Consider the following 18,183-nt stretch of genomic DNA (forward strand, 5'->3'; position numbering starts at 1 on the left):
TTGCCGTTCGGCTAGTGGTTCCCGCCATCAGGGTCCACAGGGGACTTACACCCCCAAGTCATCCGGTTATCACCACAACAACCGGAACAGCGCCAGTCAAGGCGCTACGCGCCATGCCTGGCGCACCAACGCAAAAAGGCCACTCCTTTCGGAGTGGCCTAACTGCTTGTTTTTTCTTCTCATTGAATGGTCGGGGCGAGAGGATTTGAACCTCCGACCCCCTGCACCCCATGCAGGTGCGCTACCAGGCTGCGCTACGCCCCGTCAATCAACGTGAGGCGGATTATTGTCCATCCACTGGTAAATGTCAAGGGAAAAGTCGACCTCAAATCATCTCTTCCATCTCTAAAAACCTCAACAACTTCGCTGTATTAAATAATCAGGCCGATCGGGAAAGGGCTTTGGTGACGTTAAAGGTGTGATCGCCGATCTTGGCGAAGTGATGGAGGATGTCGATGAAGAGCAATCCCTGGTTGACGGCACACTCGCCCGTATTAAGGCGGGCGATGTGGTTGTTCCGCAGGTTTTCCTCGAGATTGTCGATAACCCCCAGGAGGAAAAAGGATTTCTCGCCGATGGAACGATCTTCCCTTTCCAGGGCATCGATAGTGAAAGCCAGATATTCCCTGATCTTTTCGGCCAGTTCCATGATCTCCTCGACAGCGCTTTCAGAGAAGGAGATCTTTTGTTGTTTCCGTTTGACAAAGAGTTTGCAGAGATTCTCGCAGTGGTCCCCTATCCTCTCCAGATCGTTGGCCATGTGCATCATCGCGGCGACATCCTGAGACATCTGCCTGGTAATCGACTGCTGGGACAGGGCGACAAGAAAGTCGGTGATTTCCTTCTGCAGCAGGTCGACAATCTCTTCCATTTTCTCAAGGTGTACCAGCCTTTTTTCATCGATGTGTGGAAAAATGGCCAAGGTTTCCTGGAACATCTCGAGGGTGATCTGAGCCATACGCCGGGTCTCAGAACGGGCCTGTCCATAAGCGATGGGAGGAGTGTTGAGCACCCGGTTGTCGAGGTACTTGAGATGAAATTCCGAGGCTTCCTCTTTGCCGGGAATGAGCAGGGTGGTCAGCCGGCACAAAACCCCCACAAGAGGCAGGAAAATGAGTGTATTTATAATATTGAAAAGGGTATGGGTATTGGCGATGTGTCGGGCAATAAAGGGTTTATCGCCCAAAACGACACCCAGCTTTTCGGCTTCGGCGACTGACTGTACGACAAAATCGGCATCCTCCGGGGTGATATGGTTGACGAAGTCCAGAAACACCGGAAACAGCAAAAGCATGTAGCCGACGCCAAGGAAATTGATAAGAAAATGAGCGAGGGCGGTACGGCGTGCAACCCGGTTGGTGCCTATTGCGGCAAGATTGGCGGTAACGGTGGTGCCGATATTTTCACCCAGAATGAGTGCGACGCTCGCTTCAAAGGAGATCAGACCTGCCGTGGCCAGGGCGAGCGTGATGCCGATGGTGGCGCTGCTGCTCTGAACAAATATGGTCAGCAGGGCGCCGAGGAGGACGGCGAGGAGATGATTGTCGCCGACCATAAGGAAAAAATTCTGAAACTCGACGCTGTCCTTGATCGGATCGAAGGCCTCTTTCATAGTGGCGAGGCCGAAGAAGAGGATGCCGAAGCCGAGCAGGATTTCGCCAACGTAGCTCCATTGCCTGCTTTTGGAAAAAAGCTTCAGCCCGGTCCCAAGACCGATGGCGGGGAGTGCGTACTGGGTGATCTTGAAGGCCAGCAACTGGGCCGTGATGGTGGTGCCGATGTTGGCACCCAGAACGACTCCGATCGATTGAGTCAGGGTCATGAGACCGGCGTTGACGAAGCCGACCACCATGACGGTCGTGGCACTGGAGGACTGGATAATGGCGGTCACGGCTAACCCGACGAGGGTACCAATGATCCGGTTGTTGGTTAGGGCGGTGAGGATCTTCCGCATCCGATCCCCTGCCACCTTCTGCAGCCCTTCCGACATGATTTTCATGCCGAACAGGAAAAGTCCGAGCCCCCCCAGCAGGCCGAACACCATCGCTTGATTGAAAAACGCAGGCAAGATCGAACTCCCATTCCAGCCCGGCAATAACGGGCAGAAATGCCCGCTCCGGCTTACCTGGCCGGCGAGACTATAACCTGAAGCAGCCGTTTATTTCAAGGAAAAGGGATAAAGCGAATTGCGAGCCAAGGCTCCTAGAGTTGATGAATCCAGGACGTGCTGCCGCTGCCCTGGCGAAGCACTTCGATCCGGTCCTCGACAAGGCTGATGACGGTGGAGGGTTCTCCCATGACAATTCCTCCGTCGACGACGATATCAAGCTGCTTCCCGAGATCGGCTTCGATCTGGGCGGGATCGTAGTAAGGTTCTTCACCGCTGACATTGACGCTGGTGGTAACCAGGGGATGACCGAGGTTTTGAACAATGCTCAGGGCAATGGGGTTTGCGGGAATCCGGATCCCTACCGTTTTTTGCCGGGTGGTGAGAATATCGGGAACAATTCGGGTCGCTTCCAGGATAAAGGTATAGGGTCCGGGAAGATAACGCTTCATGATCTTGAAGGAAAAATTGCTGACCTGGGCATAGTTGGAAATATCGGAAAGGTCGGCACAGATAAATGAGAAGGGCTTGCGGGGATCTCGCTGCTTGAGCTGATACAACCTTTTAACCCCTTTTTTATTGAAAATATCGCATCCCAATCCATAGATGGTATCGGTGGGATAGGCAATGACACCGCCCTGTTTGAGACAGTCGACGATGCGGTTGATCAGGCGCAGTTGGGGATTTTCAGGGTTCAGGGATAAAAGCATGGCGAAATCTCCCAGATGAAAGTAATGCGGGAAACTTGTTCTCTCGTTAGAGTCTAGCAGGGTCCCCCTAAGGCCGCCAGATCGGGGATATTCTTTCAGCCGGTATGACCGAACCCTCCATGGTTGCGGTCGGTCACTTCCAGTTCATCAACAGGCCGGAGGGAGGCGCGAAGGACCGGAGAAAAAACGATCTGGGCGATCCGCTGCCCCGGTTGGATGACAACGGTTTCCTGCCCATGATTGATCAGAATGATGCCGATCTCCCCCCGGTAGTCGGCATCGATGGTGCCGGGGGAATTGACCAGGGTCAGTCCTTCTTTCAGGGCCAGGCCGGAACGGGGTCTGATCTGACCCTCATAACCCGGAGGTATCGCCAGGGCCACTCCCGTCGGAACCAGCGTGCGATTTCCGGGAGAGAGATGACAGGGCTGTTCCAGGCAGGCGCAGAGGTCCATCCCCGCGGCGAAATCGGTCATGTAGGCCGGAATAAGGGCGGCTTCGCGCAGCAGTTTGATGTCGACAACCAGTTCGTTCATAGGGATTCAGCATGAATTGGAGGGACCGGTCGTTCAGTCGCCTCCCAGGGTCAGATCCAGAAGTGGGAAATCTTTTTCATCCACCCTTCCCACCATTTGCAGAGAGAGCGACTTATCCTGGAAAATTTCTGCAGCAAGACGCAGGATATCTTCGCTTCCGACCTTGTCAATCCGCTCCAGAACCTCTTCCGTACCCAGAAGCCGGCCGAAATAGAGTTCGTTTCTGGCCAGCCGGGTCATATGATTTTCGGTATTTTCCAGGGAGAGAAGGAATTGCCCCTTCAAATGCTCCTTGGCGGCGGTGAGTTCTTCTGCCGACAGGGGATGTTCGGTTATCTGGTGCAGTTCCTTGAGGATGATCCCGCAGGCATGAGGAGCATCCTCGGGGGAAGTGCCGGCGTAAATGATCAGGGCTCCGGAGTCGGAATAGCTGTTGAGATAGCTGTAGACCGAATAGGCAAGCCCCCGTTGTTCCCGCAGTTTCTGAAAAAGTCTGGAGCTCATGCTGCCGCCGAGAGCTGTATTGAGCAGCTGACAGGCGTAACGGTCGGGATGCCCTTGCGGCAGGGCCGTCGAACCGAGACAGATGTGAACCTGTTCGAGCTCCTTCTTTTGGGTTCTGACCGTATGCCGAACCGTTTTGGGCGGCGAAGTCAGAATTTTTTTACCAGGGGGCAGCTTGTCGAAACCCCGACGAATTTCGGAGACGACATCATCATGATTTACATTGCCTGCTGCACAGACCAAGATGTTGCTGCCGCAATAATGATTTTTCAGCAGATTGCGCAGTGCCTTGCGATCGAGGTTCTTGACGCTCTCAAGAGTGCCCAGAATGGGCCGGCCGAGAGGGTGGTCGGGCCACAGGGCATGGAAAAAGAGCTCGTGAACCAGTTCGTCGGGTGTATCCTCCACCATCAGAATCTCCTGGAGGATCACCCGCCGTTCCTTTTCAATCTCGTCGAGATCGAAAACCGAATGGAGCAGGATATCGTTCAGCAGGTCGAGGGCCAGGGGCAATTTCCGGCCGGCCACCTTTGCATAGAAGCAGCTGTATTCCTGGCTGGTAAAGGCGTTGAGGACACCGCCGACGGAGTCTATCTCCTTGGCAATATCCTGAGCAGTGCGTCGGCTGGTCCCCTTGAAAAGGAGGTGTTCGACAAAATGGGATATCCCCCCCTGCCCCTCCTTTTCATGGCGTGACCCGCTTTCAACCCAGAAGCCGACGGCTGCCGAATGGGCGGCCGGCAGCTTCTGGGTAAGAATACGGATGCCGTTATCGAGAACGGTTTTCTGAAACATTCAGACCGTTTCTACTCGTCTTCCGAAAGGGTCTGCCCCAGGGCTTCCTTGCGGGACAGCTTGATTTTACCCTGACGATCGATATCCAGGCACTTGACCAGGACCTGGTCCCCTTCCTGAAGTACGTCCGTGACGTTACGCACCCGCTCTTTGGCCAGTTCGGAAATATGAACCAGACCGTCGGTGCCGGGGAAGATCTCGACAAAGGCGCCGAATTCCATGATCTTCTTGACGGTGCCCATATACAGCTTCCCGATTTCGGCCTCCTGTGTCAGATCGCGAATCATCCGGATCGCCTTCTTGCAGGCTTCGCTGTCGTTGGAAGCGATGTTGATCTTGCCGTCATCTTCAATGTCGATGGCGCAACCGGTGGCTTCCACGATCCCCCGGATGTTCTTGCCGCCGGAACCGATGACGGTCCGGACCTGATCCGGCTTGACGTGAATAGTGGTGATCCTGGGGGCATAGGGGGACAATTCGGCTCGGGGAGCACTGAGGGCTTCGGCCATTTTCCCCAGAATATGAATGCGCCCTTCACGGGCCTGCTCTAGGGCCTGTTTCATGATGGCCTGGTCGACGCCGCCGATCTTGATGTCCATCTGCAGGGCGGTTATTCCATCGGCCGTACCTGTCACCTTGAAATCCATATCGCCGAGATGGTCCTCGTCGCCGAGAATGTCGCTGAGCACGGCGACGTCATCCCCTTCCTTGATCAGGCCCATGGCGATGCCCGCCACCGGCTGGCGGATGGGAACGCCGGCATCCATCAGGGCAAGGGAGGAACCGCAGACACTGGCCATGGACGAGGAGCCGTTCGATTCGAGGATGTCGGAAACCACCCGGATGGTATAGGGGAAGCCTTCATGATCGGGCAGAACCTTGGCAATGGAACGCTCGGCCAGGTAGCCGTGACCGATTTCCCGTCTCCCGGGGAAAAGCCGCATGCTGGTTTCGCCTACGCAGAAGGGTGGAAAGTTGTAGTGCAGCATGAACTTTTTGAATTCAAGGGACTGCACGTTGTCCATCCGCTGCTCATCCTTCGAGGTGCCGAGAGCGGTGGCCACCAGGGCCTGGGTTTCTCCGCGGGTAAACAGGGCACTGCCGTGAGCCCGGGGAAGCACCCCCACCTCGCTTGTGATGGGACGGATGGTTTGCATGTCCCGTCCGTCGATGCGCACCTTTTCCTTGATGATCATCTGCCGCACGACCTTCTTCTGCACGGAGGACAGAACATCGCTGATCTCGTCCTCGGCGCCGGGGAATTCTTCCGTCAGCGACTGACCGACATCCTGCTTGACAGCGGCAATGGCTGCGTAGCGGTCCTGTTTCACGCGAATACGTTGCGCTTCCAGAAGTCTGGCTTCGGAAAGTTCGGTGACCCGGGCGACGAGGGCGGGATCGATCTCGGGCATTTCGAATTCGCGTTTGGCTTTCCCGACAAGCCGGACAAGCTCCTCCTGCAGGTCGATCAGGGGCTGCATGGCTCGATGCCCGAAGAAGATGGCATCGAGCATCTCGTCTTCGCCGAGGAAATCGGCTTCCCCTTCGACCATGATGATGGCGTCGCGGGAGCCGGCCACGATAATGTCGGCGTCGCTCTTTTCACGCTGTTCGTGGGTCGGGTTGGCGACCCACTGGCCGTCGACGCGACCGACCCTGACACCGGCGACCGGACCGTTGAAGGGGATGTCGGAGATGGCCACGGCAGCCGAACAGCCGATCAGGGCCAGGGTGTCGGGATCATTTTCCATGTCGACGGAGATGACCGTCGGCATGATCTGGGTGTCGAACAGATACCCCTTGGGGAAAAGCGGCCTGAGAGGCCGGTCGATCAAGCGGCTGATCAGGGTCTCCCGCTCGGAAGCGCCCCGCTCCCGACGGAAAAAGGACCCGGGGATCTTGCCCCCGGCATAGAATTTTTCCTGGTAGTTGACGACCAGAGGGAAGAAATCCTGACCTTCCTTTTTCTGCTTGGCGGAAACGGCGGTGCAGAGAATCTTCGTGCCGCCGTAGGTAATGACGGTCGCGCCATCGGCCTGGCGAGCCATTTTGCCAGTTTCTATGGTCAGGGTCTGATTGTTGAATTGAATGTCCACGGTGATGGGATTCGGTTGATTGGCCAAAACGATCTCCTTTAGAGGCCTGACGCCTGCTCGTAAAGCAGACGCCGGGGATGAGGGTAAGGCGGGGATAAATAGCTAAAGGAGGATGGCCTGAGACAGGGTCCGGACCCGTCCTGCTGGACGGATCGGCTCCTCTCTCCGGACAACCTCCCGAGCTGACAAAACTCAGGCAGCAGGCTCCCCATGCGAAGAGCGTGCTGCCTGTTATTACCTGCGAATCCCCAGAGTTGAGATAATTGAGCGGTAGCGCTCGACGTCTTTTCTTTTCAGGTAATCCAGAAGCCGACGTCTTTGACCGACGATTTTCAGCAGACCCCTGCGGGAATGATGATCTTTCTGATGGGTCCGGAAATGTTCGGTCAGGTACCCGATGCGCTCGGACAGAAGAGCGATCTGTACCTCGGGGGAACCGGTATCTCCTTCATGACGTTTGAACTGTTCGATAATTTCCTGTTTACGTTCCGTGGCCAGCACTGTGCCACCTCCTTTCACACTTAATTGTTCGAAATACAAGCGTATTTACGCTTTTGAAAGCTGTCATCTTGTATCATAGATACCTGCCGGTGTAAAGCTCAAATACCTTATTGTGCAGCAGTATTGAATACTTTGAAAAGTTCGATGTCGCCGCGCTGTTCCCGCTGTCGTCCCGGAGCGTAACATCCGATCGCCAAGGCCCGATCCTGTTCTTTTAATACCACAATTTCCCCTTCCCTGAGTGGGGTGGGGGAGAAAATTTCGCTGATTTGAGGAGGAATGCCGTGACGGAGTTTTCTGACCGCGTCGGCGCTCAGCCGGCAGGCGGAGTAGTCCCTCAACCCCTCTGCCAGCGGCAGAAGGTAAGGCTCTATCGATTCCGGCGCGGCCTGCGCGATCAGCTCCAGCGACACCGCGTCCTTTACATGAAAGGAACCGCTGCGGATACGCCTCAGACTCGTCATATGGGCAAAAGTGCCAAGCTTGTGTCCCAGGTCGTGACAAAGAGTCCTTACATAGGTGCCTTTTGAGCAATCAACTTCGAAGCTGATCCGGGGCGGAGCGATCTCGATCGGCTCCATCCGCCCGATTTTGATGGTTCGCGCTTCCCGTTCCACCACCAGCCCTTGCCGAGCCAGGCGATGCAGGGCGACTCCATTTTTTTTCAAGGCCGAATACATCGGGGGAATCTGCTGCTGTTCGCCAATAAACGAATCCATAACCCGACGAATGGTGGTCTCGTCACATTCCACCCGATCCTGCCGAGCCGTTACCTGGCCGGATGAATCCTGAGTATCTGTTTCCACCCCAAGCAGCAGAGAAGCGCGGTAGGTTTTCTCACCCTCCATCAAAAATTCGACGATTCGAGTCGCTTCGCCGACCGCGACGGTCAGAAGTCCCGTCGCCATGGGATCGAGGGTCCCGGCATGTCCCACCCGCCGGGTACGGCAGGCGCGCCGAACCGTGCGCACCACGTCGTGGGAGGTCAGACCCTCCGGTTTGTCTATTAAGAGCAGGCCGTTCATCAGTCAGAAGGTCAGACTGTCAAGGCGGGAAAAAACGGTTTCCTGAACCTCTTTGAGAGAGCCGGGCAGTGTAGCCCCGGACGCGTTGTGATGCCCTCCCCCGCCAAATTCGCGGGCGATGGAGCCGACGTCGACCCGCCCCTTGGAGCGGAAACCTATTTTGAATGACTGGGATCCGACCTGCCGGAAAAAGATGGCGACTTCCACGTCACGGATCGATCTCGGGTAATTGATGAAACCGTCCGTATGCTCGGAATCAGCCCCTGTCGCATCAAACATTTCGCTGGTAACGCTGATCGAGCCGTAGCGGCCGCAGGGAGAGACGGTGAGAGTTTGCAGGGCTTTGGCCAACAAACGCATCCGCTTTTCGGGACGGTTTTCATAGAGGTTGGAAGCCACATCCCAGGGGGAGACCCCTTTCCCGACCATTTCGGCGGCGATCTGAAAAGCTTCCGGATTCGCATTGGAATAGCGGAAGGAGCCGGTGTCGGCCAGGATCGCGGCGTAGATGCAGACGGCGACCTGGGAGGAAATCGGATGTCCGGCTTCGGTCAGGATGCGATAGACAAGGGCCCCTGTGGCACAGGCCGACTCGTCGACATAATAGATGGTGCCGAAATCTTCTGAATAGGGATGATGATCGACATTCACCAGCTGATCGCAGCACTCCCGCAGATGGCTGCCTGCCCTGGCCAGCTCCCCGCTGTCGAGAATGAAACCGGCATCGAACTGGTCCCCGTCCTCCAACCGTTTTACCATGCTGTCGGCCCCGGGCAGAAAAGCCATTTCTTCACTGATGCCGTCCTGATTGTAGGCGACGGCTTCCTTGCCCATTTCCCGCAAAGCCAGGGTCAGGGCAATGGTCGAGCCGAGGGCATCCCCATCGGGGTTGCCGTGAGAGGCTACCAGGAACCGTTTCCCCTGCTCAATGGTTCTCAGTATCGCCTGGATCACGATTGTCCTCCTGGTGAATTTCCCGCAACAACGATTCGATTCGATTGCCGTATTCCAATGAAGAATCGAAATGAAAAACGAGGTCGGGCACATATCGCATGCGCAGCCTTTTTCCCAGTTCCCTGCGCAGATAGGGTACGGCACTCTGCAGCCCCTTCTCCGTATTGGTCCGTTCCTTCTCGTCGCCCATGGCGGTGAAATAAACGCGGGCCAGATGAAGGTCGGGGGTGACTGTCACATTGGTGATAGTGACGAAACCGATGCGGGGATCCTTCAAACCTTTGAGCAGCAGGGATGATATTTCCTGATGGATCAGTTCTCCGACCCGGTGAGCTCTTTGATGTTCCAATCGTTCCTCATGGATAGTGATGGTGTTGCAGAAACTCACCATCTCAATAATGCAGATATTCGGTAAATGTATCTCTCGTCTCGGTAAGGCCGATACGGTCAAGTTCTTCCTGAATCCGGGTGAAGACGGTGTGGATTCTCGCTTCGCTCCGCTCGACCAGGGAGAAGCCCAGTTCGGCGCTTTGCCAGAGGTCGTGCAGATCGGTTTCGGCACAGGATACCGGAAACCGGACCCTGCACCTCCCCAGGATTTTTTTGACCACGCTGCGCTTTTCCTTGAGGCTTTGAACCTCGTAGAGGTAAAGTTCCAGCCTCATGATGCCCACGACCATACCCGGCCAATCCTACAGGGTGGATTTCACCGCTTCCATCTCAAACGCCTCGATTATATCGCCGATCTTGATGTCGTTGAAATTTTCCAGGCTGATACCGCATTCATAGCCGCTCGCGACTTCGCGGACATCGTCCTTGAAGCGTTTGAGCGAACTCATTTTTCCTTCCCAGACCACGATATTGTCCCTCACCAGGCGGACCTGGGAGCCGCGTATAACCTTTCCTTCGGTGACATAGCACCCGGCAATGGTTCCGACCCTGGATACATGGAAGGTTTCCCGAACCTCAACCCTGCCGAGATGCTTCTCCCTGTAGGTGGGGGCAAGCAGGCCTTCCATGGCGTTGCGCACATCAGCCACGGCATCATAGATGATATTGTAGAGCCGAATGTCGACCCCTTCCGCTTCCGCCTGGGCACTGGCCTTGGACTCGGGTCGGACGTTGAAGCCCAGAATGATGGCATCGGAAGCTGAAGCCAGGGAAACATCGCTTTCAGTGATTCCGCCAACGGCGCCGTGGATGACCACCAGCCGGCAGGCCTCGGTGGAAAGCTTGCCGAGGGAATCCTTGACGGCTTCGACCGATCCCTGAACGTCCGCCTTGAGAATGACCTTGAGTTCCTTGACTTCCCCTTCCTGCAACCGGGCATAGAGCTGTTCGAGTGAAATCTTGCTGGACGAGGCGAGTTCGGCCTCCCGCAGTTTCCTCTGACGGTGGGAAGCGACGTCCTTGGCGGCCTTCTCCGATTCGACGGCATGGAAGGTGTCCCCGGCCTCGGGCGTGCCCGAAAGCCCTGTCACTTCCACCGGACTGGATGGCCCGGCTTCTTCCACCAGAATCCCCCGGTCGTTGGTCATCGTTCTGACCCTGCCGTGATAGATGCCGGTGACGACGGGATCTCCGGTCCGGAGCGTCCCTTCCTGTACCAGAACTGTTGCGACCGGGCCCCGACCCTTGTCGAGACGGGCTTCGACGATGACCCCTTTGGCTCTTTTGGCAGGGTTTGACTTGAGTTCAAGAACCTCAGCCTGCAGCAGAATCATCTCCAGCAATTCGTCGAGGTTGGTTTGCTGTTTGGCGGAAACTTCGACGAAAATCGTTTCCCCGCCCCAATCCTCCGGCACGAGCTGGAACTCGGTCAGCTCCTGCTTGACCCGATCCGGATTTGCATCCGGCTTGTCAATCTTGTTGATGGCAACGATGATCGGCACTCCCGCTGCTTTGGAGTGGTTGATGGCCTCCCTGGTCTGGGGCATGACGCCGTCATCGGCCGCTACCACAAGCACGACGATGTCGGTCACCTGAGCTCCGCGGGCACGCATGGCCGTGAAAGCCTCGTGACCGGGGGTGTCCAGGAAGGTGATTTTCCGGCCATCCATCTCTACATCATAGGCACCGATATGCTGGGTTATGCCCCCGGCTTCTCCGGCCGTGACGTTGGTGGTGCGAATGGCATCGAGCAAACTGGTTTTGCCGTGGTCGACATGGCCCATGATGGTAACGACGGGAGGACGTATCTGAAGTTCTCCAACAACCTCCGGTTCCCCGGCCTTCAGCCCACCGGTATCCTCCAGAATCACCTCTTCGTCAAAGGCGACGTTTTCGACTTCATAATGGAATTCCGACGCCAGCAGCGCTGCGGTTTCGAAGTCGAGAGGGTGGTTTATGGTCACCATAGTCCCCTGGCGCATCAATTCCTTGATGAGGTCCTTGCCTTTGACGCCCATCCTCTTGGCAAGTTCGCCAACGGTAATGACATCGCTGATGCGGATGATCCGTTTGATCGCCTTGGAAACGGTGACCTCGGTTTTCTGGTTGGGTTTGATTGCCTTGCGGTTCTTGCGCAGCGGCCGCTCCCGATCCGGTTCAAAGATCTCACGGCGGGGACGACGCCCCTTTCCTTCTTCAAGAAGATCTTTGCCCCGATCAAAGGACCCTTTCCCTTTTTTGCCTTTCTTTGCGGCGCGACCCGGTTCCTTGCCAGGAAACAGCTCATCCGGCGGCGCCATGGGAGCTTGCGGAACAGATGGTTTCCGCCTGGGTTCCGGCCGTTCCTGATCAGACGAAGGCGCCGGTTTGGCCTGCCTCGCAGGCTGTGAAGGTGCAGGTTTCGACTGCTGTTTCATATGGGGCAGTTCGACCCTGCCGAGAATTTTGGCCTTGGTCGGGGTGGCTTTGACATCTTTAGGAGGCTGTTTCGCAGGAACGGCTTTTCCAGGCGCCTGCGCTGGTTTCTGTTCCATTTTTTCGGGCGCCTTCGGCCTGGCCTCCTGGCCGGAGGGTTGCGAAGGAGCTGTCACGGTCTCTTCCCGGACAGCGGGTTCGGATTCGGACAACGCAGGTTCCTGCCGGGTCTCCGCCTCCCTGGTCTCGGTTTCCGGAGGCGCCGGAATCGGATGTTCCTCCTTCGTCTTTGCGGTTTCCGTGACCTCCGGTTCCGGGCGATCGGCTTCCTTCGCCGCAGCAACTTCTTCAGCCGCTCCAGCCTCGGTCGATGTCGGCTTTGATGATTCCGCTTCGGTGGTTTTGGTCTCTACAGAAGAAGCAGAAGTCTCGGCGGGCTCCTTTTCCGCGACATGCGCAGGGGCCTTCTCGGGCTCGGCGGCGGGGCTTTCAGGCTTTCCGGCGGGCCCAGGGCTTTCGGAATCAGCCTGGGCAGGGGCCGGTTTGGAAACTTCTTTTCGGCGCCGGCGGATGATTCCGGGAGTAATCCGCTGCTCCTCGATTTTTTCCTCGACGGATTCTTCCGGAGTATCGGAGTCTTTTCCAAAATTCCCCAGATCTGTTTCGTCCAGTATGCTCATATGGCTTTTTGCCTCGATTCCGGCTGCATGCAGTTTATCCAGGAGTGCCTTGTTTTCCAGTCCCATTTTTTGTGCCAATTCATAAACCCTTATTTTCTTACCCATCAGCCTCCCCCGCGATGTGCTTGTATCTGAAGATTTCACTTTTTATTTTATCAGCGAGCGGACCATCAGCGACTGCAACAACGCTCCGTTGGCCTTTGCCAAGCACCTGCCCCAGAATTTCCTTTTCAAAAAAGGTGAAAACGGGAACATTTCGGTTTTTGGCCAGTCCTGACACCTTGTCAGCAATGGTCGGCGACAGGTCCTTTGCCATGAGGACCAGGCCCGGTGCTTTTTGTGCAGTCAGTTCGACAGTCACCGCTCGACTTCCCGAGATCGCCGCCGCTGATTTTCGTGCCATCCCCAGAAGATTCAGCACTCGTTTTTCCAACTGCTCGCCAAGGGACCGCAACAGGGTCTGTACACAAACGCTTGCGTTGCGCCCTCTGAATGCCCGATCGAACTGCTTTCGCTTGACGGCTGCTTCGAGGCATTGCTTGTCCAAACAGGTATAGACACCCCGGCCGGGAAGCTTTCGGTTGTAATCAACGACAATCTGTCCTTGCGGGGAGAGAACATATCGTACCAGCATCCCCTGGTCAAGGACCTTGCGACACCCGATGCATGTCCGCTGCGGCTTGCTGCCCGACACAAATTTCAATCCTGATCCTTTTCTTCCGTCACCGGTTCATTACCAGCGCTTTCCTCCGATTCCACCCCCGAGGTTTCCTCGCCTGCGACGACTTCGGCTACATCCTCGGCAGGAGTCGCAGTCTGTTCTGTTGCAGGAGAGCTTTCCTCAGGGTTTGCTTCGCCGGCATTTTCGGCGGCGGTTTCCTTGGCAGTCTTTTTGCCGGCTTTTTCGCCGGAAAATTCTTCCAGGGCCGCTTCAGCCGCCCGTGTTTCACTCTTGATGTCGATGTTCCAACCGGTCAGCTTTGCAGCCAGTCGAACATTCTGCCCCTTTTTGCCGATGGCCAGGGAAAGCTGATCATCAGGTACGATGACTTCAAGAGACTGGTCCTCGTTGTCGATGTAGATCCGGGTCACCTCGGCAGGGGCCAGAGCGGAGCAGACGAAACGGGCAACGTCCGGCGTCCAGGGGATAATGTCGATTTTTTCGCCCCGGAGTTCGGAAACCACATTCTGCACCCTGGATCCCCGCATACCCACACAGGCACCGACGGGATCGACATCCTGATCGTAGGAGGCGACGGCGATTTTCGTCCGGCTGCCGGCTTCGCGGGCAACAGCCTTGATTTCAACGATACCTTCGGCAATTTCCGGAACTTCGAACTGAAAAAGGGCCGCCACCAGACCCGGATGACTGCGGGACAGAATGATCTGCGGGCCCTTTGTGGACATCTTCACCTCGGAAATGTAGACCCGGGCCCGGTCACCCTGGCGGTAGTTCTCCCGTGGGACCTGCTCCCTGTGGGTAAGGATGCCTTCGGACAGACCGAGATCGATAATCAGATCTCCCCGCTCATAACGGCGCACGATGCCGTTGACCAGCTCTCCGACCCGGTCCTTGTATTCGTTGAAAACCTTCTCCCGTTCAGCTTCCCGGACTTTCTGAATGATGACCTGCTTGGCCGTCTGGGCAGCGATGCGGCTGAAGTTGCCGGCATCCATCTTCATGCCGAGAGAATCACCGATTTCGACGCCGGGATCGATTTCCCGCGCTTCATCGAGATCGATTTCCTTGTAGGAATCGTTGACTTCCTCCACCACGGTGACGAATTCGAACAGTTCCACCTCACCGATCTCGTCATTGTAATGGGCCTCGAGATCGCGCGTGTTGCGATATTTTTTATTGGCAGCTGACAGGACGGCGGATTCAAGGGCTTCAACCAGTACGGCCCGGTCGATCCCTTTATCCTTTACCACCTGGTCAATGATATGGTTAAGATTTCCCAGCATCCAAATCCCCCTCAGTTCCGTTTTTCGGGATACGCCTTTTCAGGCTAGAATTCGAGTTCCAGATGTGCTTTTTCAATATCCTCAAAGGGCAACTTCACAATACCCCCTTTTTTGTCATTCTGTTCCAGCAGAACCGCTTCCCCCTCGAGCCCGAGCAGGGTCCCCACAAAAGTTTTGCGCTGATGGCCCCGCTGATCGGGGTCTATACTGTCCCGCATCTTGATTTTGCCGAGTCTTCCCTTGAACCGCTCGTAATCGGCCGCCTTTTTCAAAGGCCGATCGAGGCCGGGAGAGGAGACCTCAAGGTTGTATGCGCCGGGTATCAGATCTTCCACTTCAAGCAGAACATCGACCTCACGACTGATATCCGCACAATCGTCCAGAGTAACTCCGCCATCCTTGTCGATAAAAAGACGAAGTACGTTTCCCCGCCCTTCCCTTTTGTACTCCAGGTCGACCAGTTCCATCTTTCTGCTTTCGAGAACCGGTGTAATCAACAAGGCCGCCCTTTGCACGATGCTGTCGGTAGCCATGGGTCCAAATTACTCCCGAAAATAAAAAAAGTGAGCAAAGAGCTCACTTTTTAGTGAACGATAATTGTCCTTCCTTCCTAACATACAAAAAAAAGAAATGCAAGGAAAAACATTGCAAAAAATAATCGACCCTTAACAGAAATGACTGCGGTTCGAAATAGTCTTTTCAATCGCCGGGACCCCCAAGAACCAGGGAATCGAATACCCGATCCATTCGACTGGAATCGAGGGGGTCGCGCAGCGGGTCGTTGAAATAGAAATAGAATTTGTGCGTTTCGGTGGCGCCGATGATTCCGATGAATTTTCGAGGTGTTTCATGCAACAGATAATCGATGTCGGTGCGGCAGGCATGCAGACTGCCTGGTACGGGAAAACGCCTGATCCTGCTGGAAACACTGGTGACCCCCGCCTCGCTGCGCAAGGCCAGTTCGGCGCCTTTGGCCGAAGCGGTCAGATCCCTTGAACCCGGCACCTTTTCCCCCGGCCGAAACCGGCGAAAATCGATCATCAGGTATGCCTCGCTTTCCGGGTTGACCAGGAAGCCCTCGTTGACCGCCAGTCGCTGCCGGGCGATTTCGGCAAGTTGAGCGTCGCTTGCACGCCGGCCCGCTGTGGCGAACTCCTCGCGCAGGTGGTCGATCATCTGGCGGACAATCGTCTCAGAAGGCTCCCTGGTAAATATCCATCCCCCGTTCGGCACAACAAAACGGACATCAATCACCCCGTCGACAATTAGCATCCGGGGGGGAGGAACAGTCAGGGTTCGGGATGCGCATCCGGCAAGAAGCAGGCCTGCCAGAACAAGAAACGGAATGCGGTTCCGGGCCATGGGAACTCTCCTGTGGATAGTTTGCCTGGACATCAGCCACCCGACTGGTCCCTGGTGTGGATCAGAAGTCCTGCCTGCTGAGCAGGGTAACGCTTTCCGTGTGGTGCGTCTGCGGAAAAAGGTCGTAAGGACGGCTCCACCCAAGCTGATACCCGCTGTGGAGCAGAGGGACCAGGTCCCGCGCAAGAGTCGGAGGATCACAGGATATATAAAGGATTCTCGCCGGTTTCAGCCGGGCCAGCTCCCTGATTACTTCATAGGCCCCTGAACGGGGCGGGTCGAGCATGACCATGTCGAAACCATTTTCGGGCCAAAGAGCGGTCGCGGCCCCTTCCGCCGGCCTGGCATGAAATTCCACGTTTGTCAGTCCGTTTGCTTCGGCATTCCTCCGGGCCTGGTCGATGGCCGGGGCGAAATTTTCCACCCCGATTACCTTTTCCGCTCTGCGGGCGACAGGAAGTGAAAAGTTGCCCATACCGCAGAACAGGTCGAGAACACGCCAACGGCTTCCGGACGGGAAGAGTGAAGCGACTTCCCGTACCAGGGCCCGATTCTGCTCCAGGTTGACCTGAGCGAAGCCTCCCGCTCCGTACTGTAGCTTCAAGGGCGGATCGTCAACCTCGATGGTCAGATTCTCCCGGCCGAAGAGCTTCGTGAGGGTGTCCTTGCGGCCCGATTGCAGAAACAGGGAAAGATTCGCCACTGCCGACATTGTACCAAAGAACTCTTTAATAGGCTCTGACTGGTTGCCGATATAGTGAAGAACGGCGCGCACCTGCCCGGTGTCATCCGTCTCCAGGTCCAGTTGTGGGATCTTTGCGGCGTCCGGGCACTCGATCAGCCTTTGTCGGAACAGGGACCAGGTCCGGTTGAGCAGAGGGTGCAGGATGGGACAGCTTTCGGTATTTGCCACATAGTGGCTGCCCGGCCGATAGAAGCCCATCACCAGACGATTCTGAGCCTGGCGGATCTTCACCTGGGCACGACTCCGATAGGTCCATTCATCGGGAGCGCATGCCAGGGGTCGCATCACCGCGGGATCTATTCCGGCCTGTTTGTTTAGAAGGGAGCTGAAAATTGTTTCCTTCCAGCTGCCCTGCCCTGAATAGGACAGGTGCTGCCATTGGCACCCGCCGCATTGACCGAACACCGGACAACAGGCCTGGCGACGTTCTGCGGAAGGGACCAGTATTTGTTCAGCCACGCCTTCAGCATAGCGCTTTTTTTCACGGATTATGCGGCAGCGGACACGGTCTCCCGGCGCGGTAAAGGGCACGAACACCACCCTGCCTTCGTGACGCCCGAGTCCGGCTCCGCCATAGGCCAATGATTCGATATGCAGCTCATCAATGATCATTCGGATTCTGCGCGGTCCTTTTCTCCTAATTTCCGGCGTTCATCCTCCAGCCATTCGATTCGGCTCCAGAGACCGCGCAGGACCCGCACATCCCGGTCATTGAGTCCTGAGCGGCCGAAAATCCGGCGAAAGGTCCGGAGGATGTGATCGGGATTCTGGGGATCGAGATATCCGATACGAAACAGGATATCGTGCATATGGCTATACATGTTCTCCAGGGATTTCACTGTCGCCAGACTTTTCCTTCCACTGGGTGCTCTCATCTTCATGGCCGCCGCTTTCCTGGAAACTTCATAGAGACAGACGGTGACCGACTGAGCCAGATTCATGGAAGGCAGAGCGTTCGAGGTGGGGATGGTGAGCAAACGCTGGCACAAATCCAGTTCCGCCGTATGCAGCCCTTTATCTTCCCTGCCGAAAACAAGTGCCACTCTGCCTTTTTTCAGCAGTGGCAGCAACAGCTTTGCGCTTTCGTCCGGATGCAGAAAATCCTCCCGGTACTTGCCGAATCTTCTGGTGGTCCCGAAGGCGAAGTGACAATCTTCCAGGGCTTTTTCCAGTCCCGGATACAAGGTGGCCCTTTCCAGAAGGGGAGTGGCCTTGACTGCCATGCGCCTGGCATCCTCCACCAGGTGATCAACCTGGGGACGGACCAGTCGCAGATCGGAGAAGCCGAAATTCATCATTGCCCGGCAGACGGCGCCGATATTGAGAGGTCCCTGGGGTTCGACGAGAATGACTGTAAGATTTTCAAAATTCATGCTGTTTATCAACTCTTTATTGCAA

General features: G+C 56.1%; 17 protein-coding genes and 1 tRNA gene. All 18 read right to left on the bottom strand.

Annotated elements, in window-relative coordinates; genetic code table 11:
- Positions 1 to 187 precede the first annotated feature (187 nt).
- A tRNA-Pro gene (locus R2940_05635) sits at positions 188 to 264 on the bottom strand.
- Between the two features lie 115 nt (positions 265 to 379).
- Complete coding sequence (locus R2940_05640) at positions 380 to 2,068, bottom strand: Na/Pi cotransporter family protein (GenBank protein MEZ4599251.1); 1,689 nt, start codon at positions 2,066 to 2,068, stop codon at positions 380 to 382.
- Between the two features lie 134 nt (positions 2,069 to 2,202).
- Positions 2,203 to 2,817 (bottom strand): L-threonylcarbamoyladenylate synthase, encoded by a 615-nt coding sequence (locus tag R2940_05645; protein MEZ4599252.1) that lies wholly within the window; start codon positions 2,815 to 2,817, stop codon positions 2,203 to 2,205.
- Positions 2,818 to 2,912: 95 nt separating this feature from the next.
- Complete coding sequence (gene dut / locus R2940_05650; protein ID MEZ4599253.1) at positions 2,913 to 3,353, bottom strand: dUTP diphosphatase; 441 nt, start codon at positions 3,351 to 3,353, stop codon at positions 2,913 to 2,915.
- 33 nt (positions 3,354 to 3,386) lie between these two features.
- Entirely contained in the window at positions 3,387 to 4,652 is a 1,266-nt protein-coding gene (locus R2940_05655) for a pitrilysin family protein (GenBank protein MEZ4599254.1), read from the bottom strand.
- Between the two features lie 11 nt (positions 4,653 to 4,663).
- The gene (gene pnp / locus R2940_05660; GenBank protein ID MEZ4599255.1) at positions 4,664 to 6,775 is read right to left on the bottom strand and encodes a polyribonucleotide nucleotidyltransferase; all 2,112 of its coding nucleotides are present in this window, start codon (positions 6,773 to 6,775) and stop codon (positions 4,664 to 4,666) included.
- Between the two features lie 207 nt (positions 6,776 to 6,982).
- Entirely contained in the window at positions 6,983 to 7,249 is a 267-nt protein-coding gene (rpsO, locus tag R2940_05665; GenBank protein MEZ4599256.1) for a 30S ribosomal protein S15, read from the bottom strand.
- Positions 7,250 to 7,356: 107 nt separating this feature from the next.
- Complete coding sequence (gene truB, locus R2940_05670; protein ID MEZ4599257.1) at positions 7,357 to 8,274, bottom strand: tRNA pseudouridine(55) synthase TruB; 918 nt, start codon at positions 8,272 to 8,274, stop codon at positions 7,357 to 7,359.
- Between the two features lie 3 nt (positions 8,275 to 8,277).
- Positions 8,278 to 9,228: a bifunctional oligoribonuclease/PAP phosphatase NrnA gene (locus R2940_05675; GenBank protein MEZ4599258.1), complete on the bottom strand. Its 951-nt coding sequence runs from the start codon at positions 9,226 to 9,228 to the stop codon at positions 8,278 to 8,280.
- On the bottom strand, positions 9,200 to 9,577 hold the full coding sequence (locus R2940_05680) for a ribosome-binding factor A (GenBank protein ID MEZ4599259.1): 378 nt from the start codon (positions 9,575 to 9,577) through the stop codon (positions 9,200 to 9,202). The genes R2940_05675 and R2940_05680 overlap by 29 nt, the downstream gene beginning before the upstream one ends.
- A gap of 43 nt (positions 9,578 to 9,620) precedes the next feature.
- Positions 9,621 to 9,908, bottom strand: a complete 288-nt coding sequence (locus R2940_05685; protein MEZ4599260.1) for a DUF503 domain-containing protein — start codon at positions 9,906 to 9,908, stop codon at positions 9,621 to 9,623.
- A 12-nt stretch (positions 9,909 to 9,920) separates the two neighbouring features.
- On the bottom strand, positions 9,921 to 12,818 hold the full coding sequence (infB, locus tag R2940_05690) for a translation initiation factor IF-2 (GenBank protein MEZ4599261.1): 2,898 nt from the start codon (positions 12,816 to 12,818) through the stop codon (positions 9,921 to 9,923).
- Positions 12,811 to 13,134: a ribosomal L7Ae/L30e/S12e/Gadd45 family protein gene (locus R2940_05695; GenBank protein ID MEZ4599262.1), complete on the bottom strand. Its 324-nt coding sequence runs from the start codon at positions 13,132 to 13,134 to the stop codon at positions 12,811 to 12,813. Before R2940_05695 ends, infB begins: the two co-directional genes overlap by 8 nt.
- A gap of 278 nt (positions 13,135 to 13,412) precedes the next feature.
- A complete protein-coding gene (gene nusA, locus R2940_05700; GenBank protein ID MEZ4599263.1) occupies positions 13,413 to 14,678 on the bottom strand; it encodes a transcription termination factor NusA in 1,266 nt (421 codons plus the stop codon).
- 44 nt (positions 14,679 to 14,722) lie between these two features.
- Positions 14,723 to 15,211 (bottom strand): ribosome maturation factor, encoded by a 489-nt coding sequence (locus R2940_05705; GenBank protein MEZ4599264.1) that lies wholly within the window; start codon positions 15,209 to 15,211, stop codon positions 14,723 to 14,725.
- Between the two features lie 166 nt (positions 15,212 to 15,377).
- On the bottom strand, positions 15,378 to 16,040 hold the full coding sequence (locus R2940_05710; protein ID MEZ4599265.1) for a hypothetical protein: 663 nt from the start codon (positions 16,038 to 16,040) through the stop codon (positions 15,378 to 15,380).
- Positions 16,041 to 16,101: 61 nt separating this feature from the next.
- Positions 16,102 to 17,397, bottom strand: coding sequence for a 23S rRNA (uracil(1939)-C(5))-methyltransferase RlmD (gene rlmD, locus R2940_05715; protein MEZ4599266.1), 1,296 nt, complete (start codon positions 17,395 to 17,397; stop codon positions 16,102 to 16,104).
- Positions 17,394 to 18,158 (bottom strand): RNA methyltransferase, encoded by a 765-nt coding sequence (locus R2940_05720; protein MEZ4599267.1) that lies wholly within the window; start codon positions 18,156 to 18,158, stop codon positions 17,394 to 17,396. Before R2940_05720 ends, rlmD begins: the two co-directional genes overlap by 4 nt.
- Positions 18,159 to 18,183: the final 25 nt, after the last annotated feature.

It is taken from the genome of Syntrophotaleaceae bacterium, assembly GCA_041390365.1.
In the GTDB taxonomy this organism is placed as follows: domain Bacteria; phylum Desulfobacterota; class Desulfuromonadia; order Desulfuromonadales; family Syntrophotaleaceae; genus JAWKQB01.

What these genes read in the sequence shown, in the direction of transcription:
- R2940_05655 (MEZ4599254.1), bottom strand. Translation starts at nt 4,652, where the DNA reads ATGTTTCAGAAAACCGTTCTCGATAACGGCATCCGTATTCTTACCCAG.
- R2940_05685 (MEZ4599260.1), bottom strand. Translation starts at nt 9,908, where the DNA reads ATGGTCGTGGGCATCATGAGGCTGGAACTTTACCTCTACGAGGTTCAA.
- R2940_05705 (MEZ4599264.1), bottom strand. Translation starts at nt 15,211, where the DNA reads ATGGCTACCGACAGCATCGTGCAAAGGGCGGCCTTGTTGATTACACCG.
- dut (MEZ4599253.1), bottom strand. Translation starts at nt 3,353, where the DNA reads ATGAACGAACTGGTTGTCGACATCAAACTGCTGCGCGAAGCCGCCCTT.
- infB (MEZ4599261.1), bottom strand. Translation starts at nt 12,818, where the DNA reads ATGGGTAAGAAAATAAGGGTTTATGAATTGGCACAAAAAATGGGACTG.
- rlmD (MEZ4599266.1), bottom strand. Translation starts at nt 17,397, where the DNA reads ATGATCATTGATGAGCTGCATATCGAATCATTGGCCTATGGCGGAGCC.
- R2940_05710 (MEZ4599265.1), bottom strand. Translation starts at nt 16,040, where the DNA reads ATGGCCCGGAACCGCATTCCGTTTCTTGTTCTGGCAGGCCTGCTTCTT.
- nusA (MEZ4599263.1), bottom strand. Translation starts at nt 14,678, where the DNA reads ATGCTGGGAAATCTTAACCATATCATTGACCAGGTGGTAAAGGATAAA.
- R2940_05645 (MEZ4599252.1), bottom strand. Translation starts at nt 2,817, where the DNA reads ATGCTTTTATCCCTGAACCCTGAAAATCCCCAACTGCGCCTGATCAAC.
- R2940_05720 (MEZ4599267.1), bottom strand. Translation starts at nt 18,158, where the DNA reads ATGAATTTTGAAAATCTTACAGTCATTCTCGTCGAACCCCAGGGACCT.
- truB (MEZ4599257.1), bottom strand. Translation starts at nt 8,274, where the DNA reads ATGAACGGCCTGCTCTTAATAGACAAACCGGAGGGTCTGACCTCCCAC.